Source organism: Granulicella sp. L60 (assembly GCF_009765825.1).
Taxonomy (GTDB): Bacteria; Acidobacteriota; Terriglobia; order Terriglobales; family Acidobacteriaceae; genus Edaphobacter.
Map to the genome: position 1 here is coordinate 610,589 of NZ_LMUR01000018.1, position 21,927 is coordinate 632,515.

At 58.8% G+C, this 21,927-nt stretch carries 22 protein-coding genes and 1 pseudogene; 10 read left to right on the top strand and 13 right to left on the bottom strand.

Annotated features, from left to right (window positions below; all coding sequences use genetic code 11):
• Positions 1-96: 96 nt before the first annotated feature.
• Together GSQ82_RS12925 and GSQ82_RS12930 are read right to left on the bottom strand one after the other, a co-directional pair.
• Entirely contained in the window at positions 97-1,095 is a 999-nt protein-coding gene (locus GSQ82_RS12925; RefSeq protein ID WP_158792673.1) for a sigma 54-interacting transcriptional regulator, read from the bottom strand.
• 111 nt (positions 1,096-1,206) lie between these two features.
• On the bottom strand, positions 1,207-1,632 hold the full coding sequence (locus GSQ82_RS12930; RefSeq protein WP_158792674.1) for a BrxA/BrxB family bacilliredoxin: 426 nt from the start codon (positions 1,630-1,632) through the stop codon (positions 1,207-1,209).
• A 150-nt stretch (positions 1,633-1,782) separates the two neighbouring features.
• On the opposite strand from GSQ82_RS12930, the gene GSQ82_RS12935 reads away from it, so the two are divergent.
• Positions 1,783-2,982, top strand: a complete 1,200-nt coding sequence (locus GSQ82_RS12935) for a UDP-N-acetylmuramate dehydrogenase (protein WP_254061624.1) — start codon at positions 1,783-1,785, stop codon at positions 2,980-2,982.
• 10 nt (positions 2,983-2,992) lie between these two features.
• Here the strand turns inward: GSQ82_RS12935 and GSQ82_RS12940 are convergent, their stop codons facing one another.
• Genes GSQ82_RS12940 through modA form a run of 3 tightly spaced genes read right to left on the bottom strand, consistent with a single transcriptional unit; the run spans position 2,993 to position 5,310 of the window.
• Entirely contained in the window at positions 2,993-3,763 is a 771-nt protein-coding gene (locus tag GSQ82_RS12940; RefSeq protein WP_254061625.1) for an ATP-binding cassette domain-containing protein, read from the bottom strand.
• The gene (modB, locus tag GSQ82_RS12945; protein WP_158792675.1) at positions 3,753-4,439 is read right to left on the bottom strand and encodes a molybdate ABC transporter permease subunit; all 687 of its coding nucleotides are present in this window, start codon (positions 4,437-4,439) and stop codon (positions 3,753-3,755) included. The genes GSQ82_RS12940 and modB overlap by 11 nt, the downstream gene beginning before the upstream one ends.
• A gap of 40 nt (positions 4,440-4,479) precedes the next feature.
• A complete protein-coding gene (gene modA, locus GSQ82_RS12950) occupies positions 4,480-5,310 on the bottom strand; it encodes a molybdate ABC transporter substrate-binding protein (protein ID WP_254061626.1) in 831 nt (276 codons plus the stop codon).
• Between modA and thrC the strand changes: the two genes are divergently transcribed.
• The 6 genes from thrC to GSQ82_RS12980 all read left to right on the top strand — a co-directional run bounded on the left by thrC (position 5,295) and on the right by GSQ82_RS12980 (position 11,541).
• Positions 5,295-6,692, top strand: a complete 1,398-nt coding sequence (gene thrC / locus GSQ82_RS12955; protein ID WP_158792676.1) for a threonine synthase — start codon at positions 5,295-5,297, stop codon at positions 6,690-6,692. The genes modA and thrC overlap by 16 nt on opposite strands.
• A gap of 20 nt (positions 6,693-6,712) precedes the next feature.
• Positions 6,713-7,603, top strand: a complete 891-nt coding sequence (thrB, locus tag GSQ82_RS12960) for a homoserine kinase (protein ID WP_254061627.1) — start codon at positions 6,713-6,715, stop codon at positions 7,601-7,603.
• A gap of 297 nt (positions 7,604-7,900) precedes the next feature.
• Positions 7,901-8,233 carry a thioredoxin gene (trxA, locus tag GSQ82_RS12965; RefSeq protein WP_158792678.1) on the top strand — a complete coding sequence of 111 codons (333 nt, stop codon included), beginning with the start codon at positions 7,901-7,903 and terminating at the stop codon, positions 8,231-8,233.
• A gap of 99 nt (positions 8,234-8,332) precedes the next feature.
• Positions 8,333-9,730 (top strand): hemolysin family protein, encoded by a 1,398-nt coding sequence (locus GSQ82_RS12970; protein WP_158792679.1) that lies wholly within the window; start codon positions 8,333-8,335, stop codon positions 9,728-9,730.
• Positions 9,727-10,674 (top strand): ABC transporter permease, encoded by a 948-nt coding sequence (locus tag GSQ82_RS12975; RefSeq protein WP_158792680.1) that lies wholly within the window; start codon positions 9,727-9,729, stop codon positions 10,672-10,674. The genes GSQ82_RS12970 and GSQ82_RS12975 overlap by 4 nt, the downstream gene beginning before the upstream one ends.
• Before the next feature lie 156 nt (positions 10,675-10,830).
• The gene (locus tag GSQ82_RS12980; protein WP_158792681.1) at positions 10,831-11,541 is read left to right on the top strand and encodes a hypothetical protein; all 711 of its coding nucleotides are present in this window, start codon (positions 10,831-10,833) and stop codon (positions 11,539-11,541) included.
• A gap of 6 nt (positions 11,542-11,547) precedes the next feature.
• On the opposite strand, the gene GSQ82_RS12985 is transcribed toward GSQ82_RS12980, so the two are convergent.
• From GSQ82_RS12985 to GSQ82_RS12995, 3 genes are all read right to left on the bottom strand, one after another.
• A complete protein-coding gene (locus GSQ82_RS12985) occupies positions 11,548-12,024 on the bottom strand; it encodes a metallophosphoesterase family protein (RefSeq protein WP_158792682.1) in 477 nt (158 codons plus the stop codon).
• A 5-nt stretch (positions 12,025-12,029) separates the two neighbouring features.
• Positions 12,030-12,509, bottom strand: coding sequence for a carbohydrate-binding protein (locus tag GSQ82_RS12990; RefSeq protein ID WP_158792683.1), 480 nt, complete (start codon positions 12,507-12,509; stop codon positions 12,030-12,032).
• A 90-nt stretch (positions 12,510-12,599) separates the two neighbouring features.
• Entirely contained in the window at positions 12,600-13,424 is an 825-nt protein-coding gene (locus tag GSQ82_RS12995) for an ABC transporter permease (protein ID WP_158792684.1), read from the bottom strand.
• Positions 13,425-14,304: 880 nt separating this feature from the next.
• Here GSQ82_RS12995 and GSQ82_RS13000 point away from each other — a divergent pair.
• Together GSQ82_RS13000 and GSQ82_RS13005 are read left to right on the top strand one after the other, a co-directional pair.
• A complete protein-coding gene (locus GSQ82_RS13000) occupies positions 14,305-15,741 on the top strand; it encodes a multicopper oxidase family protein (RefSeq protein WP_158792685.1) in 1,437 nt (478 codons plus the stop codon).
• Positions 15,731-17,170, top strand: coding sequence for a TolC family protein (locus tag GSQ82_RS13005; protein ID WP_158792686.1), 1,440 nt, complete (start codon positions 15,731-15,733; stop codon positions 17,168-17,170). Before GSQ82_RS13000 ends, GSQ82_RS13005 begins: the two co-directional genes overlap by 11 nt.
• A 2-nt stretch (positions 17,171-17,172) precedes the next feature.
• On the opposite strand, the gene GSQ82_RS13010 is transcribed toward GSQ82_RS13005, so the two are convergent.
• From GSQ82_RS13010 to GSQ82_RS25105, 4 genes and pseudogenes are all read right to left on the bottom strand, one after another.
• A complete protein-coding gene (locus tag GSQ82_RS13010) occupies positions 17,173-17,961 on the bottom strand; it encodes a WecB/TagA/CpsF family glycosyltransferase (RefSeq protein WP_254061628.1) in 789 nt (262 codons plus the stop codon).
• The gene (locus tag GSQ82_RS13015; protein ID WP_158792688.1) at positions 17,961-18,950 is read right to left on the bottom strand and encodes an NAD-dependent epimerase/dehydratase family protein; all 990 of its coding nucleotides are present in this window, start codon (positions 18,948-18,950) and stop codon (positions 17,961-17,963) included. The genes GSQ82_RS13010 and GSQ82_RS13015 overlap by 1 nt, the downstream gene beginning before the upstream one ends.
• A gap of 194 nt (positions 18,951-19,144) precedes the next feature.
• Positions 19,145-19,759 carry a LysR family substrate-binding domain-containing protein gene (locus GSQ82_RS13020; RefSeq protein WP_254061751.1) on the bottom strand — a complete coding sequence of 205 codons (615 nt, stop codon included), beginning with the start codon at positions 19,757-19,759 and terminating at the stop codon, positions 19,145-19,147.
• A 177-nt stretch (positions 19,760-19,936) separates the two neighbouring features.
• A pseudogene (locus tag GSQ82_RS25105) lies at positions 19,937-20,074 on the bottom strand (LysR family transcriptional regulator); the annotation flags it as partial.
• Positions 20,075-20,157: 83 nt separating this feature from the next.
• Between GSQ82_RS25105 and GSQ82_RS13025 the strand changes: the two are divergent.
• A complete protein-coding gene (locus GSQ82_RS13025) occupies positions 20,158-20,688 on the top strand; it encodes a GNAT family N-acetyltransferase (protein ID WP_158792690.1) in 531 nt (176 codons plus the stop codon).
• 91 nt (positions 20,689-20,779) lie between these two features.
• Here GSQ82_RS13025 and GSQ82_RS13030 read toward each other — a convergent pair whose 3' ends face one another.
• Positions 20,780-21,868 carry an alpha/beta hydrolase gene (locus GSQ82_RS13030; protein ID WP_254061629.1) on the bottom strand — a complete coding sequence of 363 codons (1,089 nt, stop codon included), beginning with the start codon at positions 21,866-21,868 and terminating at the stop codon, positions 20,780-20,782.
• Positions 21,869-21,927 lie beyond the last annotated feature (59 nt).

Sequence of the window (21,927 nt, forward strand, 5' to 3'; positions counted from 1 at the left end):
GATGCTCTTTTCACCATCCTGTCAGTTTATCGTGACGGATGCTTCCACAGGTGATCGTGTGGACGTCGATATTGGCCGAATCGAGCGGTTTCCGATCTATCGCAAGATATGTGTCGCGGTTCTCGCATCCAGCATGCGGTAGAGCGTCGATCGGCTGATCCCTAGAAGCTCCGATGCACGCAGCTTATTGCCTCCACACTCTCTCAGCACACGCTGCACGTGCTGCTCGACTACATCCTGCAACCGCACGCTTGCGTCTGCGCCTTCAGAAGGCATTAGAGCTGTACTCTTCAGCTCAGGCAGATGATTCGATTCCAGCAGCCCACTATCGCTCCGTGATATGGACTTCCGCAGGACCTCTTCGAGTTCGCGCACATTGCCCGGCCACGGATAGCAGATCAGGCGGTGCATCGCCTGAGCTGTGATTTGGTGAGCGATGCCACTGCAGTGTGACGTGTGTCGATCCAGAAGATGTTTCACGAGCTCGGGGATGTCTTCGAGCCGCTCCCTTAGTGGGGGCAGAGCGATCTCTACCACGGAGAGTCGCTGATACAGATCCTGTCGAAACAGACTGCCAGCAACCAGGCAGCGCAGGTCTCTGCTGGTCGAAGCGATCACACGCAGGTCCCGTCTGTGCCGTGTCTCTACATGACTGTGCAGTTGTTCATACTGCTTTAGCACGCGGAGAAATCGGGCTTGCGTGTCGAGCGGCATCTCGCCGATCTCGTCGAGAAAGAGTGTTCCTTCCTGGGTGATCTTCCTGCGGCAGTCTGGTGTATCTGCCGAAAAACCGTTATTCGAGACGAATCGAGCGAGTACGTCTTTCGTGCCTGCGGCGTCGCACACCAGAAACGGATTGCCTGTGCTATTGCTTGCACGGTGCAGCGCTTTCGCTACCAGTCTTTTGCCTGTTCCTGCTTCGCCGCATATCAGGACAGTCCGGAAGTGAGGGCCAATTCTGCGTACCTGGAGACGGAGGCGTTGCATCGCTGCACTGCCTCCAATCAGAGCTATTTCATCTTCTGGGGAAGGGGCTTTGAAGGACAGGTCGTGAGAGGGCGGGGCACCGTTGAAATGAGCCGTGGAGGTGAACATATTTACCTCCTTATATCGGCAAAATGTGTCTACTTGTGAGTCCTAAAGTGCAGAAAGCCGGAGATCGCCATGCAGCGGCGGTCTCCGGCTTTCGTTTGTATGTTTTTTGTATTAGGCGGTGGTGGGGGCGCAGTAGGTGTCGAAGGCTCGGGCTAGCTCCTGGGCGATTGCCGGGGCGGTCGAGGTCTCGATGGCCGAGCGCTGCATCAGGTACACCAGCTGTCCGTCGCGCAGGATGGCGATGGCAGGCGAGGTGGGAGGATGTCCGCCGAAGTAGCTGCGGGCCTTCTCGGTGGCTTCGCGGTCCTGACCGGCGAATACGGTTACTGCGTGGTCGGGCTTGGCGGTGTGCTGCATCGCGAGGCGAACGCCCGGACGCATCTTGCCGGCTGCGCAACCGCAGATCGAGTTGACGACTACCATGGTTGTGCCTGACTGTGCGACTGCTGCATCGACGTCGGCCGCGCTGCGGGCCTCGGTCAAGCCAGCGCGCGTCAGCTCCTCGCGCATCGGAATCACCATAATCTCTGGATACATAGATTTCTCCCCTTCATTCCCTTATGTTGCTCGCGGGTGAAAGCCGCGCTTCTTTCGATTCTACGGCACTCTCGATCCGAAGTACCCCCCCCTCCTGCACTAAAGTGCGCAAAGTCTTAGAACGAAAGGGGATAGTTCTGGACTTCACGTATGTCTGGTCTTCTATCGCGGGAGAAGTGGTGGGTTTATCTGGAGCTGGCGACGGGTTTTGGACGTCTGTTTTGTCAAGTGAGGCGGGACGAGGATTGCACGTCGGCGATGTTGTACTCTCAAGCGGTGCCAAGTACTTCTCTACAGATTTTGGAGTCCGTCTCGCTTGCCCCTTACACCACGCTTCAGATCGGTGGTCCTGCCCGTTTCTTCTGCGAGGTGACGAGCGAGGCTGAGCTGCTCGAAGCTTTGGCTTTTGCTCATCAGCGCAGCCTTAAAATCTTCGTGCTGGGCGGTGGAAGCAACCTGCTGGTGGAGGACGGCGGCTTCGATGGCCTCGTGATTCATATCGACCTTCGGACGCCAATGCGGAGCTACAGTGCAGGCAACGATCTTGACGTGACCGTTGCGGCGGGTACGGACTGGAATGCGTTTGTTCTGTCGATATGCGAGCAGAGAATCAGCGGGGTGGAGTGTCTTGCAGGGATTCCCGGCACGGTGGGGGGGACGCCGGTGCAGAACGTCGGGGCGTATGGCCAGGAGGTCGCCGAGACCATTCGTGAGGTTCGTGTCCTCGATCTCGAGAGTCTTGCGTTTGCGACGCTCTCGCGCGAGGCGTGTGGCTTCTCTTATCGCGGCAGCATCTTCAACACGACACACCGCAACCGCTACATCGTCACTCAAGTGAGCTTCAGATTTGACCGCTCTGCTACGCCGAGGCTGACCTACGCTGATCTTGCGCGTCACTTCGCGGGTCAGATTGCTGCGGGGCAGGTACCCACGCCCATCGACGTCTACCATGCGGTTCGTGAGATACGGCATGGCAAGGGCATGTTGATCGTGGAGGGTGAGGTGGACTGTCGCAGCGCCGGCTCTTTCTTCAAGAACCCCATCGTTCCAGGGTCCACGCTGAACGGTATTGCGGCTAATCTGAGTCTTGCGCCGGGGGAGATTCCGCACTGGCCGGGTGGATCGGGGTTGATCAAACTTCCGGCGGCGTGGCTGCTGGAGCGGGCTGGTTTCACGAAGGGCTTTGCGTTGGGACGGGCGGGTATCTCGTCCCGGCATACGCTTGCGCTGATTAATCGGGGCGGCGCTACTGCGGCTGATATCACGGCGCTGCGGAATCTTATTCAACGAGAGGTTCGCAGCAGGTTCGGCATCGCGCTTGAACAGGAGCCGGTTCAGCTTGGTAGCTGAAGGCTGCGAGCTAGCCGAGTCGAGCCAGTAGCCGCTCGCGTTCCTGGGCAAGGACCGTTGCTGCTGGACCCTGCTCCATGACCTGACCCTCCGCCATGCGGATGACCTCTGCGTTCAGCAGGTGGCACTCCCCGACGTCGTGCGAGACGGAGAGCACAGGGATCTTCCAGCGGCTGAGCCAGTCTCTCAGGGCTATCGCGAGTTCGTCGCGCAGAACGCTGTCGAGTCCGGCGAACGGTTCGTCGAGCAGGAGGAGCGCCTTTTCGACGCCATCGAAGGCGACTGCGGCTGCCACGGCGCGGGCGACGGTTACTCTCTGCTTCTCGCCTCCGCTTAGCTCGTTTGGCTGGCGGTCGGCTAGGGTGGTGAGGCGCATGAGATGCATGATCTGTTCGAGGATCTCTTGCTCGGCTTGTGCGTGGGACGATCCTCCCATTCCGTACTTCACGTTGTCCTTTACGTTGCGGTTGGGAAAGAGGCGCGCGGCCTGGGCTGCGGTGCGGATGGGTCTCTGATACGCCGGGAGGAAGAGGCGGTCTTCGGTGCTGACGAGGATACGATCGCGGGGGCCGTAGATGAGTGTGCAGGTGTGCGGATGGACGAAGCCGGCGATGGTGCGCAGGACAGTGGTCTTGCCGCTGCCGGATGGGCCGAAGAGAATCGTCCAGGGCTTGGAGAGGGCGAAGGTGAGGTCGAGCGAGAGGCTTTCGACGCGGTGTTTCATGGTGAGGGCGAGAAGGTTTTCGGACGTTGATTGTTCGGGCGAGATTTTATCGGACAACGTCGGCCTGCCTTCCGCTTAGCCTCTTGATCGCAGGCAAGAGATAGATGATGACGAGGGCCACGAGCGAGACGGTCAGCATGAGGAGCGCGGTGCGGTTGGCGGCTGCGTAGTTGAAGTCCTGCACGTTGTCGTAGAGCGAGATGGAGAGCGTGCGGGTGGCGCCGGGGATGTTTCCTCCGAGCATGAGGACGACGCCGAACTCGCCTACGGTGTGGGTGAAGGTCAGCACGGCGCTGGTGAGCAGGGAGCCCCGCGTCATGGGGAGGACGACGGTGCAGAAGGTCTTCCATGGCGAGGCTCCGAGGCCGGCTGCGGCTTCGGTGTAGGCTGCATCGACTGCGCTGAATCCTGCGACGAGCGGCTGTACGGCGAAGGGCAGGCTGTAGATGACCGAGCCTACGAGGAGGCCGCTGAAGCTGAAGGCAAGGGTATGTCCGAAGATCCGCGTAAGCAGCCTTCCGGGGGCAGTGAGCGGGCCCATTGCAACTAAAAGATAGAAGCCCAGTACGGTGGGGGGGAGTACAAGCGGGAGGGCTACGACGGCCTGCACCAAGGCTCGGCCTGCGCCGTGGCCGGAGGAGATCCACCAGGCGAGGGGTAGAGCGATGACGAGCAGGATGGCGGTCGTTCCGAGGGCCAGGCGCAACGTCAGCCAGAGTGCCTGAATGTCCATACAGCGTAAGTCTATGACATGACGACTATGGTGTTGCGTATTACTGGACTGCGCCTAGTCCGAAGTTGCTGAGCTCGTTCTGGACCTGGGATGAGAGTACCCAGTTGAGAAAGGCGTGGGCTTCGGCTTTGCGGTCGGAGTTGCCGATGACCACGGCGCACTGTTGGATGGAGTTGTAGAGATTGGTCGGGACCAGGACATAGGTTCCGATCTCCTTGAAGTGTGGGGTGCTTGCCGTCGTCAGGGAGATGAGGCCGAGCTGTGCGTTGCCTGACTCTGCGAACTGGGCGGTCTGGGTAATGTTCTCTCCGATGACGAAGTGCGGCGAGACCTGATCGAAGATCTTCATGCGGCGGAGCGCGTCGGCTGCGGCGCGTCCGTATGGCGCATGCAGCTCGTTGGCGATGGCGATGGTCTTGACTTTGGGATCGGTCAGGCGCTCCATGCTCAGGGGAAGGAGGCCGGAGTCTTTTCGGGTCCAGAGGACCAAGCTACCCTTGGCGTAGGGGGTGGGCGCGGTGCCGTCGGCTAGTCCTGCGGCGACGATCTTTTCCGGGGTGACGAAGTCGGCGCTCATGAAGAGATCGATGGGTGCGCCGTTCTGGATCTGGGTGGCGAGGGTGGCTGAGGAGCCGAAGCTGATGATCAGCTTTACGCCTGTGGCCTTCAGGTACTGATCCGCGAGTACTGGGAGGACGGGCTGGAGGTCGGCTGCGGCTGCAATGCGCAGTTCTTTTTGCTGGGCTTTCTGTTGGCCGAGAGCGTTGGTTCCACTGGAGGCCAGTCCTATGGCGACTGTGAGGAATGCAAGGGCGGCAGACGCATTTCGCCCTTTACGATAGGCTGTTAGAACCAATGAAAGTAGCGACACATCAGCTTAGATGCACAGAGTGCGCCTCCGTTACCGGAAATGACGCTGTCAGCAGCGATTTTCGCTGCCCGATCTGCAATGGGCTCTACGAGGTGGTCTATCCGTGGTCCGCGGTGAAGGCTGGCGCGGATGCGGTGCAGGATAGCCGCTTGCCTAATCCGTCGGCGCTTCGGTATCTGTGGGAGGAGCGGCGCACCTCGACGATGCCGGTCGATCAGTCGGGAGTTTGGCGATTCCGCGACCTGCTGCCGATTGTGGACGATCTGGAGAAGGTGGTTACGCTGCGGGAGGGGAATACTCCACTGTACGATCTGCCGCGATGCGCCAAGTCTGCAGGGATCGACTGGCTGCTGGCGAAGCATCAGGGGATGAATCCGACGGGCTCGTTCAAAGATACGGGCATGACGGCTGCGCTTTCGGTGGCGGCGCAGCGTGGCTTTGAGTGGGTGGCGTGCGCTTCGACGGGGAATACCTCGGCGGCGATGGCTGCGTACGCGGCACGGGCGGGACTGCGGAGTATCGTTTTTATTCCTGAGGGCAAGATTGCATGGGGCAAGCTGTCGCAGTCGATGGACTATGGGGCGCTGACGATTCAGTTGAAGACGGACTTCGACGGCTGCGTGAAGATTCTGGGCGAGCTGGTGCGGAAGTTTCCGATCTATCTGCTGAATTCGGTCAATCCGTATCGTTTGGAGGGGCAGAAGACTCCGGCGTTTGAGATGGTGGAGCAGATGGACTGGCAGGTGCCGGAGCACATCATCGTACCGGGGGGGAATCTGGCTAACTCTGCCGCGCTGGGCAAGGGATTTACGGAGATGCATCAGCTTGGGTTGATTGCGCGGGTTCCGAGGATCAGCATTATTCAGGCGGAGGGGGCGAATCCGTTGTATCGCTGGTTTATTGACACGAATCGGGTGATGACTCCGGTGACGGCGGATACGCGGGCGACTGCGATTCGCATTGGGAACCCAGCTTCGTGGCGTAAGGCGGCGGCGGTGATCGACGAGCTTGGCGGCTGGTGCGAGCAGGTGTCGGAGCAGGAGATTGCGTTGGCGAAAGCCGAGATCGGCGCGGAGGGCGTGGGGTGCGAGCCGGCGTCCGCGGTTACGCTTGCGGGGCTGAAGAAGCTGGTTGCGCTGGGGAAGGTTACCCCGGAGGAGCGCGTGGTGCTGATTCTTACGGGCCATACGCTGAAGGACTCGCAGTACACCATTGACTATCATCGTGACGAGCTGTTCACGGAGGCTGAGAAGGGTCAGTTTACGTCGGTCGATCAGGCTGGGCATGCGTCGCTGCGCAAGCCGCCGATTGTGCTCGAGGCTGATCCTGACCTCGTGCTTCGGACGCTTGAGGCGCACATGAGCCACCCCCTGCCGGTATGACTGCGCACGGGGAAGCTGTCGTGACACCGCTTCGGCTGCGGCTGCCGGCTACGTCCGCGAATCTTGGACCGGGCTTCGACGCTCTGGGTCTGGCGATGGCGCTTTACCTGACCATCGAGGCCACGGTAGCGGAGGGATTTCACATCGATGCCAGCGGACGTGACGCTGAGCAGTGCGGTGTTATCGAAGACAACCTGATCCTTACGACTTATGTCGACGTGCTGGCGTCGGAGGGGATCCTGGCGCGGCGGCTGCATCTGAAGCTGCACAATGAGATACCTCTCGGGATGGGGTGTGGCTCGAGCGCTTCGGCGTTACTCGCGGGGGTTCTGCTGGCGAATCACTTTGGAGACCTGAACTGGAGCAGGCAGCAGATTCTTGACGAGGCCTGTCGCCGGGAGGGGCATCCGGACAATGTAGCGGCCTGCTATCTGGGTGGGATGACGATCTCTTCGGTGTTCAAAGATTCTGTTGTTACAGCAACTTGCGGGGAGAAGCTGGATTGGAGCCTTCTGCTTGCGCTTCCTGCCGGCGGTCTGGCTACCTCAAAGGCGCGGGCGTTGCTTCCGGCGAACTATCCTCGTGCGGATGCGGTGGCGAATATTCAGGCGACTGCTCTGCTTGTGGCTGCGTTCTGCCAAGGGCGTCCCGATCTGCTGCGCACGGCGATGCAGGACAGGCTGCACCAGCCCTATCGCATGGAGGCTTGCCCTTTACTTCCTCTGCTCCTGCCGTTGGCCGAAGATCCCGCAGTTCTGGGGGTGGCACTGAGTGGGGCTGGGCCCTCGATATTACTGATTGCAGAGCAGAAGAACGCCGATGCCGTCACGGATATGATCCGGAGGGTAACTGGAAATCCCATTTTGGAAATCCTCCAAACTCGAATCTCCTCGGGCGCAATGCAGGAATAGGCTTTATATATAACATTTGTAATGGCTTATATGCACAAAGAGTAACAAGGTAACTCTATATATTGTTACTTAAGAGTTCTTTACGTTCGGCAAAAATCTCCGTACCTTACACATGTGGGCAGTTCTGGGGAGGGCTGCTACGCCGCCCGTTGACCTCTTTTTTTAGAGGTCCGGGCGTTTGCTCTTTCAGGCACCTTTTCGTCTCTGAAACTCCTGCTACTCTCGAGCATCTATTATTGTGAAGACTGCCCTGCACCGCATGGGTGTATAAGGTCAGAGCACTCTGGAGGAAGTTAAATGGCAGGACAGTACGTCACTGAGATTACGGATGCAAACTTTGAAAAGGATGTCCTACAGTCGGAAGAGCCCGTACTTGTGGACTTTTGGGCCGCATGGTGCGGTCCTTGCCGCGCTCTTGCCCCGGTGGTTGACGAGGTTGCCACGCACTATCATGGCAAGTTGAAGGTGATGAAGATGGATGTGGACTCAAATACCGCGACGCCCATGCGGTATGGCATCCGCGGCATTCCTGCCCTGCTTATCTTCAAGGGTGGCAAGGTCGCCGAGCAGATCGTTGGTTTTGTTCCCAAGGACACCATTGATAAGTCCGTGAATAAGGTTCTCGCGTAAACGACTGTTACGTAGACGATGACCCGGCGTACTTCTTGCCGGGTCATCGCATTTTAACGTGATTTCGTCGCGACGCCACCCTGCTAAACTCAAGCCTTAATGCTCGAATGGATGCTCTTCCGCGTGATTATGGTGGCCTTCTTCATTCTGGCCAGCAGTTTCTTTGTTGCCGCTGAGTTTGCCCTGGTCAGCGTACGCGAAACCCGCATCCAGCAGTTGATCGCGCTTGGCCGTCCGGGGGCGCGCACGGTCCTGAAGCTTAAGCACTCGATCGACGAGTTTCTTCCGGCTGTCCAGCTTGGGGTTACGGTCGCGGGGCTTGCGTTGGGCTGGGTGGGCGAACCTTCTGTTGTCCAGATCATCCTTGCGATTGCCTCCAGTTGGCTGCATGTGCTGCCGCCGCATGCGCTGCTCTACGCTCATACCATCGCGATTATCTTTGCGTTCTCCCTCATCACGTACTTCGAGGTACTGCTGGGCGAGCTGGTGCCGAAGTCACTCGCGTTGCAGCGTACGGAGCGCATCGCGCTGGCTGTTGCCGGACCCATGGACGTCTTCATTCGCATTACGCGGCCTGTGGTGAAGCTGATGAACTCGTCGGCGGAGGTGGTGCTGAAGCTGTTTCGTGCTCCGCTGCGCGGCGAGGGCGCGGTTCATTCCCCGGAGGAGCTGAAACTCATCGCCACGGCAACGCGTCGCATGGGTCTCCTGCCTATCTTTCAGGAGGAGATTATTCATCGGGCGATTGAGCTGAATCACGTTACGGTTCGGGAGATTATGACGCCCAGGGGCAAGATTTTTTCTCTGCCGGCGGACCTGCCGCTGCAGCAGGCCTCTGCGCGCATTGTGGATGAGCAGCACTCCCGCGTGCCGGTCTACGATCCCGCGAACGGGCCGGAGCACATCATCGGCATCGTGTACTCGAAGGACATCTCGCGGCTGATCCACTTTCGCTCGGTCGCGCTGTCGCTTGGCGGCAAGGGCGAGTCCAGCCTGACGCTGCGCCAGGTGATGCGCGAGCTTACGGTGGTTCCTGAGACGAAGCTTGCGGTGGAGCTGCTGCAAGAGTTTCAGGAGCGGCGGCGTCATATTGCGATTGTGGTGGACGAGTTTGGAAGTACGGTTGGGCTGGTGACGGCGGAGGATGTGCTGGAGCAGATCGTCGGGGAGCTGGAGGATGAGTTCGACATCAGCAAGTCGCCGCTGCTTAGCACGACCGGCGTGATGTCGCTGGACGGCAGCACGACGCTGCGCGATCTTGGCAACCAGTTGCATTGGACGTTTCCGCGGGAGACTGGCGTCGAGACTCTGGCTGGCTTTCTGCTTGCGAATTTTGGCCATATTCCTGTGGTGGGGGAGAGCATCGAGCAGGACGGGCGGCGCTACATTGTGGCGGAGATGGCTGGTCATCGCATCAGCCGCGTGCTGGTCGAGGATACGGCCTCTACGTCCACAGAGGCCGCTGACGAGGCTGAGAGTCCGGAAGCTATCCAATGAGGCCAGATTCACTTTGGAGGCCGCTACGCCGCATCCTGGTGACGCTGCCGGTGCTTTGGGTGGTAATCTCGGTCGTCTTCTTGCTGATCCATCTGGTGCCGGGGGATCCGATCGTCCAGATGCTGGGGGAAGGTGCCACTGCTGCTGATGTTTCGAGTCTGCGTCACTCCTACGGGCTCGACGCTCCGCTGGGCCAGCAGTACACCCACTACTGGCACGGGGTTTTGCATGCGGATCTCGGTCAGTCTCTGCGGCTTCACGATTCGGTGACGCGGCTGGTGTTGCAGCGATATCCGTACACGCTGGCGCTTACGCTTGCGGCTCTTCTGATCGGCGTCGCGTTGTCGATTCCGGCCGGGGTGTGGTCTGCGCTGCATAGGAGCCGCTGGCAGGATCGAACGCTTGGGGTTGTATCTCTTGTTGGACTGTCGTTTCCGAACTTTGCCCTTGGCCCGATTCTTATCCTTTTCTTCTCCATTCAACTGGGGTGGCTTCCGGTGTCGGGAGCGGGGGCAGGCGATCCGATGAGTTTTCTTCTGCATCTCATTCTGCCTGCCGTAACGCTTGGGCTGTCGCTTGCTGCAATCCTTACGCGGATGGTTCGCACGGCGATGCTGGAGGAGTTGAACCAGGACTACATACGTACGGCTCGGGCCAAGGGACTGACGGAGAGCCAGGTGGTCTATCGGCATGCGCTGCGCAACGCTCTCATTCCGGTGCTGACTGTTGTTGGCTTGCAGTTTGGCAGCCTGCTGGCCGGAGCGATCGTTACGGAGACGATCTTCAGTTGGCCGGGGATCGGCAGGCTGACGCTATCGGCTATCTCCAATCGCGACTATGCTCTGGTGCAGGGGTGCATCCTGGCTGTGGGGTTGACGTATGTGGGAGTGAATCTCTTCACGGACATCGCTTATACGGTTGCTAATCCACGTATGCGTGGGTAGGGCTGTGGGATGGCAGGTGGCGCACCACTACAACGAACGGCGCAGTGTCTCTGGTGGCAATCTGTGCTTTCATAAATGCATGCACTGTGAGCCGGTGGAGGAGCGATGAATTGTCTTTGCAGAGGCGCTCATGACCACCATCTAGAGAAGGGAAGCATGAGATTGAAGACCATCGTGCCATGCACTTTCGCCGTCATTGCACTGACTCTTCTTTCTGCAGGTGCTTCCGCTCAGGTTGCGCCGGAGAGTGTGCCGACCCCCTCGCAGGGTGCGGGGCAGACCAAGCGCGAAGAGGTGCCGCCGATGCTGCGGCCTAAAGGTCCGGTGCCTGATCCTACGACGCCTAAGGCTCGTCCGTTCTACGACGCGCGTTATGGGGTTTCATTTACTGTGCCCATGGCTTGGAACCTGACGCGCAAGGACTCCGAGGTGAGCACCTTCAGCCTGGATGCGCGCAATGCGGCTCGCAGCGCACAGCTTCGGGCTGTGGCTAATATAAATTTCAATCCACATCCGACGTCTACGTTTAGCGGGGCGCTGTTCTACTTCAGCGTTGCCTCCCACGTTACTGCGGCGCAGTGCAGCTTCCAGGCGTCTGCGCGAGCTCCGCGTACTGTGACGACGGAGCAGATCGACGGGGTCCCCTTTACGCACGGGTACGAGGAACATGGGGGCATCTGCACGGAGTCGCGCGACGAGATCTACACGACCGAGAGGGACAATCTCTGCTACCGGTTCGACGAGGTCATCAACAGCTTCTGCGGGGGTGATGTCAGCGGCATTCGTGATATTACAGAAGATGAGCTGAACGCGGTACGCAAGCGCATGCAGCGCATCCTGGAGACGGTCCACTTCGACCCTAAGTAAGATTGACTACTTTTGATCTGCTTCTGATTTGAGATGGAGTTCCAGCACAGTTGCTTCGAGTCCGTCTTCCACGGTTACAAATCCCACGGTGACCGGAAGAGAGAAGCGCCTTGGGCCGGCGCTGCCAGGATTGAAGTAGATCACTCCGTCGCGCACCTCGACCGAGGCTTTATGCGAGTGGCCACTTACGACCATCGCGACTCCGGCGGCTGCGGGATGGATGTCCAGGTCGTGCACCGAGTGGACGAGGTAGAACAATCTTTCGCCGAGTTCGACGACGTCGGTGGCGGGGAGTGCCGCGCATGGTCCGGCGGTGTCGACGTTGCCACGAATGGCTGTCACCGGAGCTATTTCACGTAGACGATCCAGGATCGCGATATCGCCCATATCTCCGGCGTGCAGGATGTGCTCTACGCCCTGAAGTGCGGCGACGGCCTCCGGTCGAAGCAGGCCATGGGTGTCGGAGATGACGCCGATCAACATGTTTCTTACGCCAGCTTCAGGCTCTGTAGGGAGGCATAGTCGCGGCTCTGCTTGGGATCATGGCTGCGGTCGGGGTCGATGCGCAGCTCGAGTGTGCTGACGCCGTCGAGGCTTACGGTGTAGTCCTCGATCTCTTCGGTCGAACCGTGAGGGCTGAAGCTCCACTGCTGGCGCACGACTTCGCGCAGCTCCGTGCCTGCGCCTGCGTACACTGCAAACTCCTGCGACCGGTCGGCTGCCTGATCGACGAAGTGCAGCTGGATGCGTTTGATCGTCTGGGGCTCGTCGAAGTGCAACCGGATAACCTGGGGGCCTGTGCCTGCGGCTCTCCAGCCTGTCGTGGCTGCTTTGGCCAGCGCGTTCTCGATGGGGAACCGCTCGTCCTCCGAGGTGATCTCGACCCGTGCAATGCGCTCCAGGTCGCGCCATATCTCGCGCTTCTCCACTGCTGCCGCAGCTGAGGGTGAAACAATGCTCTTCCGCATATTCAGGCCTTTCTGCTCCAGGGCCAAGCATATCCGATAATGGGCGATGCTGCTTCGGCTGTTGTGGGAGACTGCTTCGGCGAATCGCTATTACAGACCGGCGGTTACCCTGGTGCGCGGGTCCATCCAATCGCGCAGGGCATCGCCGATAAAGTTGAATGAGAGCACACAGAGCATTACTGCCATGGCAGGGAAGAAGACAAGATGGGGCGAGTCGAAGAGGTGGGAGCGGGCGTCGTTGAGCATCGAACCCCAGCTTGCAGCGGGCGGCGGAACACCCAGGCCAAGGAAGCTCAACGTCGCTTCGGCGAGCACCGCTCCGGCCATTCCGATTGCGGCTTGTACGATGAGGGGCTGAAGAATATTCGGCAGGATGTGTCTTGTCATCAGGCGCAGGTCGGAGGCTCCGAGGGCGCGTGCTGCTTCGACAAACTCACGTTCTTTGACTGCCATCACCTGGGCGCGGACGAGACGCGCGTAGCCTACCCAGCCTGAGATCGCGAGTGCCAGGATTACGTTGCCGAGGCCGGGGCCCATGAACGCGACGAAGGCGATTGCCAGCAGAATTCCCGGCAGCGCCAGAAATGCATTCATCACGTAGACGTTCACTACGGTGTCGGTCCATCCGCCGTAGAAGCCGGCCAGCAGCCCTGCTACCAGTCCGATCCCGAGAGAGAGTCCGACTACGCTTACGGCGACGATGAGAGAGATTCGTGCGCCAAAGAGAGTCCGCGAAAAGATGTCCCGGCCGAGTTCGTCGGTGCCGAACCAGTGTGCCCAGGTAGGGCTTAGCAGGCGTCCTGTGAGGTCGAGGCGGGCGGGGTCTTGTGGGGCAAGCCAGGGAGCGAACACGGCACAGATGACAAAGAGCGCAAGCAGGAGTAAGCCGACTGCTGCCAGAGGCTGTCTTTTCACTGCTCCTATGAATGTTGCTTTTGCGCTCGGACTGGTGCTCACGCCTAATCTTATATGCTCTGTCCTGCCGGACGGGCCGCTTACTCAGCGTGAGGTCACTTCGTGACTTGTATACCTGTCAAGCCCACGCAGACGATATAAGTCCTCCCGTTGGTCGGAATAATCATCGCGCCGACCAACAGGAGGACCACCCGAAGGGGTATACAAGTCACGAAGTGACCTCCCCACGAGCAGTGGGCCCGTCCGGCAGGACATATTCTCTAATGATAAAAATTTATCATTAGTACTGGAAGATTCGCGCTAGAATGGACGCAGGGTATGAACTGGAGACTCTTCATCTCGGCCGTTCTTCTACTTGTGCTCATTCCTGTGAGCGCATTCGGTCAGGCGTGCGATGTTCGATGCTGCTTCGGTGCCGATGCGTCTGGGCATCATCAGGCTGCTGCCGCAACGGCGTCGGCTCCGATGGAGAAGATGGACATGCACACCGCGTCCTGTCACTCGCGGCAGCATGTGCAGCAGGATCCACTCTTGCACTCATCTGCTTCATGCGAGTTGACCGCACAGGTGTGCAGCCATGAATATTGCGCATTAGACTGTAGTCTGCCTGCTGCGTTGAAATCATTCAACGATCAGCCTCTGGTCTCTTCTCAATCGCCGCTCTGGAAGACGCTTGTTGCGCTCGTTACCTCGACGCCTCCAATCGTTTTTGTTGCCACGCCCGATCATCTCCCTCGACCTTTGGCTGTCCTTCGCATCTGATCTTTCTTCCTCGAACACTCCTCTGATCGATCGCAGGTTCCCTTGACGCTTTGCGTCCTTGTTGGGGTCTGCATTACCTCCAGCGCTCAGCGTCTCGAATCATAGGTACGAGGTTTCCATGAGTAATCGGCGAAGTTTTCTCCAAAGCGCTCTTGCGCTCGGCGCAGCGTTTACAGCTGCTCCAAAGCTGTTCGGCTCCGAACGTATGAACGGCAACACGCTCCATCCGCAGGGCGCTCCGGTCCCGGTTAACACGCCTGATCTGGCGACACTTCCGTTCACTATGGACGGGGCCGTGAAGGTCTTCCATCTCGTAGCAGAGCCGGTGAAGCAGGAGATTCTTACTGGACGCGTCGTGGATCTTTGGGGCTACAACGGCAGCGCCCCCGGCCCGACTATTCAGGCGAATCAGGGAGATCGGGTGCGTGTGGTCTTCGACAACCATCTTCCCGAACCGACCTCGATTCACTGGCACGGTCTGGAGATTCCGGAGGAGATGGATGGTGTACCGGGCATCGGCCAGAAGCCGGTCGCTCCCGGTGGCCGCTTCGTCTATGAGTTCACTCTTCATCAGGAGGGAACTTTCTTTTACCACTCGCATATGGCGATGCAGGAGATGCTTGGCATGCTTGGTGCGTTCATCCTCCATCCCGCACGAGCGCACGCTCCTGCTATCGCGAGAGATCATGTGATCCTCCTACAGGAGTACGCGATTCTGCCGAACAATACAGTGCCGAACACGATGAGCATGGAGTACAACTGGCTCACCTTCAATGGTAAAGCTGGTCCAGCCGCGACGCCGATGATCGTTCGTCAGGGCGAGCGGGCGCGCATCCGCCTTATTAATCTCGGCATGGATCATCACCCCGTCCATCTTCATGGCTTCACCTTCGCGATCACAGGCAACGAGGGTGGCAGGCTGCCGGAGGCTCAGTGGATCCGACGAAACACGGCGCTTGTGGGCGTCGCGCAGGCACAGGACATTGAGTTCGAGGCTAATACTCCTGGGAACTGGATGCTGCACTGCCACCTGCCTCATCACATGATGAACCAGATGTCCTCGAACGTTGGCACGATGACCCGTGTTGGTGCAGGCATTATGGCAGGTCAGGACATGGAGTCGGGCATGGGGATGCTGACGGGTTCTGGCAGTGCTACCTCCGACAATCGTGGCCCGAGTTTAGGCCGAGGCATGGGGGTTGGATCGACCGCGGAGAGCGCTACCACTAACGGCGCTCTGTCGGAGCACGGTATGCAGGGGATGAACATGACCGACATGCTTGGGATTGCGAAGGACGCGAATAGAGTGCCCGGCTTCCCGCAGGACGCTTACATGGAAGGACCCATGATGGCGATGGACAAGATGGTGGAGAAGCCGGAGACCATGGGTCTGCCCGCAGGATGGAGTGGATATAGCGGAGGCATGATGACGCTGGTGCGCGTGATGCCGCCGGATCTTCACGACCGATACCTTGAACTCAAACGAAGACGGTCGAGTGACAACATGGACGATATGAAGGGCATGCCCGGTATGGGAGGGAATCATGGCAGCTAAGACATCTCGCGTTATGCGGCGAATCCTTGTGTCGTTTCTTCCCCTGGCGATGGCCCTGTCGGCTAGTGGTCAGCAAAACAACATGCTTGGTATGCAGATGCCACAGAGCGACTCCCAGCATGATATGCGGGGGATGCAGATGTCTGGCGGCGATCAGGTTAATAAAGATGAGAGAGACGATGCGCAGGATCTGCCGTCGGGGCCGATGGTAAAGCTCGGGGATCTTGAACAGATGGCGCTTGCTCACAATCCGACGCTTGCCCAGGTGAGTGCCGACGTTCGCGCTGCGGAAGGAGCCAGAAAGCAGGCTGGTCTCTATCCCAACCCGACAGTTGGCTACTATGGTGACGAGATTCGGGGCGGCTCGTACCACTCGGGTAAAGAAGGAGCGTTTGTCAGCCAGACGATTGTTTTGGGAGGCAAGCTCGGCGCGGCGAAGGAGACTGCTGAGCAGCAGCGCCTGCAGGCCGTCACGAACGTCGATGCGCAGCACTACCGGGTTCTGAGCTCAGTCCGCAGCCTCTACTATCAGGTGCTCGCAGCGCAGAGGTTGGTTGAGGTTCGCCGACAGCTTCTGTCGCTTGCCAACGATGCCGTCGACACTTCGCATCAGCTTGGAAATGTCGGCCAGGCGGATCGGCCAGACGTGCTTCAGGCGGAGGTGGAAGCGGAGCAAGCTGGGCTCGCACTGGATTCTGCTAAGCAGGATTATCTATCGCTGTGGCAGACGTTGGCGGCGACAACGGGTAATCCCGGCCTGACGTGGGGGCGTGTCGAAGGAAATCTCGAAGACATTCCTCAACTTGACCAGCAGGAGTGGCTGACGAAGGTGCTGACTGGCAGCCCGCAGGTCCGGTATGCGCAACAGGAGACAGAGCGTGCCCAGGCTGCTCTGCGCGAGTCGAAGAAGGTGCCTATCCCGGATATTCAGATCAGCGCGAACGTCTCCCAGGACAACGAGCCGCTCGATACCACACTTGGAAGGACCGGAGTGGTCAGCGGCGCTCAGGTTGGCGTGCAGCTTCCCATCTTCAATCGCAACCAGGGCAATGTTGAAGAGGCAAAGGCGGAGCTCGAACGCAGCCAGGCTGAGATTCAGCGCCTGCAACTCGATCTCCGGCGTAAGGTCGTCAGTCAGTTCCGCGACTACACTACCGCTCGCATGGCGGCGGATCGCTATCGCACTAGTATGCTGCCTCGTGCTCAGAAGGCCTACGACCTCTACAAGGCCAACTACAGCAACATGGCGGCGGCTTACCCACAGGTGCTGATAGCGCAGCGCACGCTGTTTCAACTTCAGGTCGATTACATCCATGCGCTCGAGGCAGTGTGGATGAACGCGCTGCAGATTGAGGGGTATGGACTGTCGGATGGTCTGGCTGCTCCCTCGTCTCCCAGCAACGGCTGGAGGACGGGGTTGCCTCAGTAGTGCTAGGCTTTCAGTTCGGGAAGGCGGCTGCGGTAGCGCACCATCAGTGAGAGCAGTTCGCGGGCAGCCCAGTAGCGGGGAACGAAGCGGCGTGGATCGGAGATGGAGCGGAAGAACCATCCGAGGTAAAACTTGTCTGCCCACACGGGGATGTAGACCTGGTCGCCGCTTAGAAATGCGATAGCGGCGCCGATGCAGTGAATCGCTGGACGGTAGGCGAGATTGCGCTTCAGGTATAGGCCGAGGCGCTCTTGAGTTCCACCTCCAACGGTCACGATCACATGCTGCGGTTGCAGGCGGTTGAGCCGCTCGAGCAGTTGCGGATCGGAGATGGCGCCGTTCCCGTACATGGGGGCCATGTAAATGTTCTCTTCGGGAACCGAGATGCCCTCATGTTCGAGCCAATCAAGATTGCATTTCGCACTGGCAGGGCTGGCCATGATCCACATCGTATTGCCGGACTCGCGGACACAGGGCTCGAGAAGAAGCTCGCGCAGATATTCGAGGCCGGAGAGTCGTTGAATGGAGTTTCGTTGCAGACACTGCCAGATGAGCACCATGAAGGCTGAGTCGGTGATTACAAGGTCCGCATTGAGGAGGGATTCGCGATAGTCCGGATCGCGATGGAGATCCTTGAGAGCAGGCGCTGCCGGTACCACCAAAAGGCCACCATTACGAACGATCGCAATGGCCTCCGCCGCTGAGCCGTCGAAGAAGTCGATGCCCAGAATGCGATGGTACGAGGTGGCCGAGGATTCCCCGGCCACCTCCGCCTTTGGTGCTGTTGGCACTACTTTGCAGCTCCGACGAGCATCTGGTCTTCGATCCATGCGTAGGTCTTTGCCAAGCCCTCACGCAGACGAATCGACGGCTCCCAGTTCAGCTCCTTCAGGATCTTCGTGTTGTCGCTGTTACGGCCGTTGACGCCCTTCGGCGCGCCCAGATTGTAGTTGCGCTTCAGCTTGACGCCTGCAATGTCCTCGGCGAGGTCGACCAACTGGTTGATGGTTACCAGCTCATCGGAGCCCAGATTCAGCGGCTCGTGGATCTCGCTTTCGGTGATCATTGCGGTGCCCTTGGTGCAGTCGTCGATGTACATGAAGGAGCGGGTCTGTTTGCCGTCGCCCCAGATCTCGATCTCGTGCTTGCCGGACTGCTTGGCCTCGAGCACCTTGCGGCAGATGGCAGCGGGAGCCTTCTCGCGGCCTCCGGTCCATGTGCCCAGCGGACCGTAGACGTTGTGGTAGCGGGCGACGCGGCACTGCAGACCGTAGTCCTCTTCGAAGTGACGGCACATGCGCTCGGAGAACAACTTCTCCCAGCCGTAGCCGTCCTCGGGCATGGCAGGGTATGCGTCTTCTTCCTTCAGCGCGACGACGTCCGGGCTGGTCTGCTTGTCCCCATTGTAGACGCACGCGGAGGAGGAGTAGAAGAAGCGCCCGACACCCTTTTCCCGGGCAGCCATCAGCATGTGCGTATTGGTGAGCACAGACAGCATGCACAGAGCCTTGTTGTTTTCGATGAAGCCCATGCCGCCCATATCTGCGGCTAGCTGAAAGACGACGGTGGTGCCATCCGCAGCCTTGAGGCAGCTATCTTTGTCTTTTAGATCGAGCGAAAGACTCTCGACGCCCTTGGAGACCTGATACCACTCGTCAAGGGGTTTGATATCGACGGCGCGAACGACGTCGACGCCCTGTGCAAGCAGGCTTTGAACGAGATGGCCGCCGATGAAACCACCGGCACCGCATACAACTGCCTTTTCTCCTTTGAGCTTCATGAGGGAGGTGCTCCTTTAATGTCTTTTTAGGTTTGAGTTCATTATGCTGGTTCGGGTTATCCAGCTGGGAAGGTTTAAGAACGCTATAGCCCGATACTCTCAGTATAACGGGGCGCGTGGCAATGTAAACACTGAAGAGTCCGCAGTTTCGGTCAATCCCGCTTTTGGTGTAGATCGTGTACGGAACGTTAATTTCATGGGATCACAATAGATCGATTCGACTTCCCTTTGATCCGGGAGGCATCTTCGGCGATCTGGGCAAAGCGTTTGACGATTGGACGCGACTCACCGACCAGCCATGCGAGCTCAATATTGCTGACGACCTCTGTTCCACGCAGCGAAATGCATACGACTTCCGGGGAGGTGATCCGCCTCACACAGGCGGGCCCGATCGACACTCCGAACCCAGCACCGATCAGGCGCATGATGGTCAGCCAGTGAGTAGCTTCCTGCACAATATGCGGCCGGAACCCTTGCGCTTCACAGATGCTCAGCGGTTTCTCGAACGCACGGTCGCCGGCGCTGCGCGGGTAGTACACGAACGGTTCGTCGCGTAGTGCCGCAGCGGAGATGCTCTTGTGCTTGGCAAGCCGATGCGTGGCCGGAAGAACTGCAACGTAAGGCTCCGAAAAGATGGTAACGACGTTCAATCCTTCGACCAGGTCGCCGTCCCGCAGGACGCCAGCATCGAGCACGCCGTTTTCCAGGCCTTCCACTACGCGTGAGGTGAAGGACTCGTGCAGATGCAGATGGACTCGTGGATGCGCCTCGCGATAGGAGCGAAAGATCGACGGCAGGGTCGTGAGCATACCTGAGCCAACGAAGCCGATATGAAGGGAACCGACCTCGCCGCGGCCGATGCTGCGCGTCTCTTCGATATCGCGCTGGACGTTGCGCAGTGTGCGGCGCGCTCTCTGAAGAAAGGCTTCGCCCGCATTGGTAAGGCTTACCGAACGCGAGGTGCGGTTGAAGAGGGAGTATCCGAGGATCTCTTCGAGCTTGCGGATCTGCTGCGAGAGCGGGGGCTGCGCGAGATGGAGCCGTTGGGCTGCGCGGCCGAAGTGCAGCTCTTCGGCGACCGCGACGAAGTACCGAAGATGCCGCAACTCTATGTTCTGATCCATATCTGAAAGATCATAATATGAACTAACAAGATATTGGACGTCATGAACTTCTAGAGAGAGACTGAATGGGAGGAGTGTGCGCGATGTCTATAGAACAAGCCGCAGCAGAGGGAAACGATATCGAGGAGGCCGTGGCGGCCCCGCCTCAGATTACGATCCGATCGTTTAGGGGCAGGGAAGACGCGGATGCATTCAGGAGGCTGAATGAAGAGTGGATCACTGCTTACTTCGTTCTGGAGGACAAGGACCGGGAAGTGCTCGGCCAGCCCGAGGAGAAGATTCTTCACACGGGCGGCGAGATATTCATGGTCCACTTAGGGGAGCGAGCTGTGGGGTGCGTCGCGCTAATTCCCATGGGCGACGGGGTCTATGAGCTCTCCAAGATGGCGGTATCGCCGGAGTTGCGCGGGCTTGGAGTTGGACGCAGGCTGCTGGAGTATGCGGTGACGGAGGCCAGGAAGAAGGGCGCTAGATCTTTGTTTCTCGGTAGCAGCACGAAACTAAAGAACGCAGTCCACCTGTATGAGTCCGTCGGCTTCAGCCATGTGCCGCCGGATCGACTGCCTGCGATGGAGTATGCACGTGCCGATGTCTTTATGAAGATGATGCTTTAGGCACCCGTCGCACGACGGTCTAAAGCATCATCGGGGATAACATCAGTTTTTTGGTTTGCCGCAAATTATCTCAGCGAGATTGATTCACGGATTATTTGCCGAGTTGTTTGTCGAAGAAGCGAGCCATGATCTGGTTTGCCTCTTTCGTCTCCGGCAGGTTGGGATTATTCCAGAAGGCGTGCGGCAAGGCTTCGAACACGACCAGTTGCGCGTCGACGCCGTCGCGAAGGAATGCTCGATGCAGAATGGTCGTGCCGCTGAGAAGCATATCGCGTCCGCTGGTGATGAACAGCGTCGCAGGCAGACCATGTAGATCGGCGTACATGATCGATAGGGAAGGATCTTTCAAGTCCAGGCTTCCTGCGTATTCCGTGTTGCCAGGTTTAGTGGAACTTGGCGGATCCAAGTGTCCTGAAAATCCACTCAAAGCGTAGAGGGATTGCGAGTCGGTATTGCTGCTGAAGTCTCCCATGCCGGAGAAGATTCCGAGCGCCTTGGGTAGAGGAAGCCCCGACTGGCGGAGCTTCACGGCGACCTCGCCGGTGAGGATCGCGCCGGCGGAGGTTCCAAAGATGCCTATATTCTCTGGCTTATAGGTCTTCAACAACTCTCGATAGACCGCGACAGCATCGTCGAGTCCAGCGGGAAACGGGTGTTCCGGCGACAGCCGATACAGCACCGCGATGATCTTGGTCTGTGTCATGGAAGCGACAGGAATTGACTCCGTCAGCGAGCCGGAGTCGGAGTTGAAGCCGCCGCCGTGCAGGTTGATTAGAATGCGGTTTTTCTTGTTCGCAGGAATAGCGGGTGGAGTGATGACACGAGTGGGAACGCCGGCGATCGTCTGCTGCGTTACGTCGACCGGATACAGTTTGCGAAAGGCCTCGCCGGTGCGATTCTGCCATTCATCGGTCTTGCTTCGTCGCTGCTCTAATGTCTCGGGAACGGCGGCATCGGATTGTGGTCTTGCGAGCACCTTCTGGGCCTCGGGGCTGATCGTCTCCGGAACGGGAACGACGCGAGTGATATAGGCCGTTCCATCTGGTCCGATGACGCTTGAATCCGTCTGCGGATGCGTCGAAGTTGTCTGTTGCGACTGACAGAACACTCCAGACAGCAGTGTCACGGAGATACAAGCCATAAGGCTGACTGACTTCGCGTAGTTTGATTTTCTAATCACGGATATTCCTCTCGACCTCTCGTCGCACCATCATACTCAGGAGCGCATAGCTTTTTAGG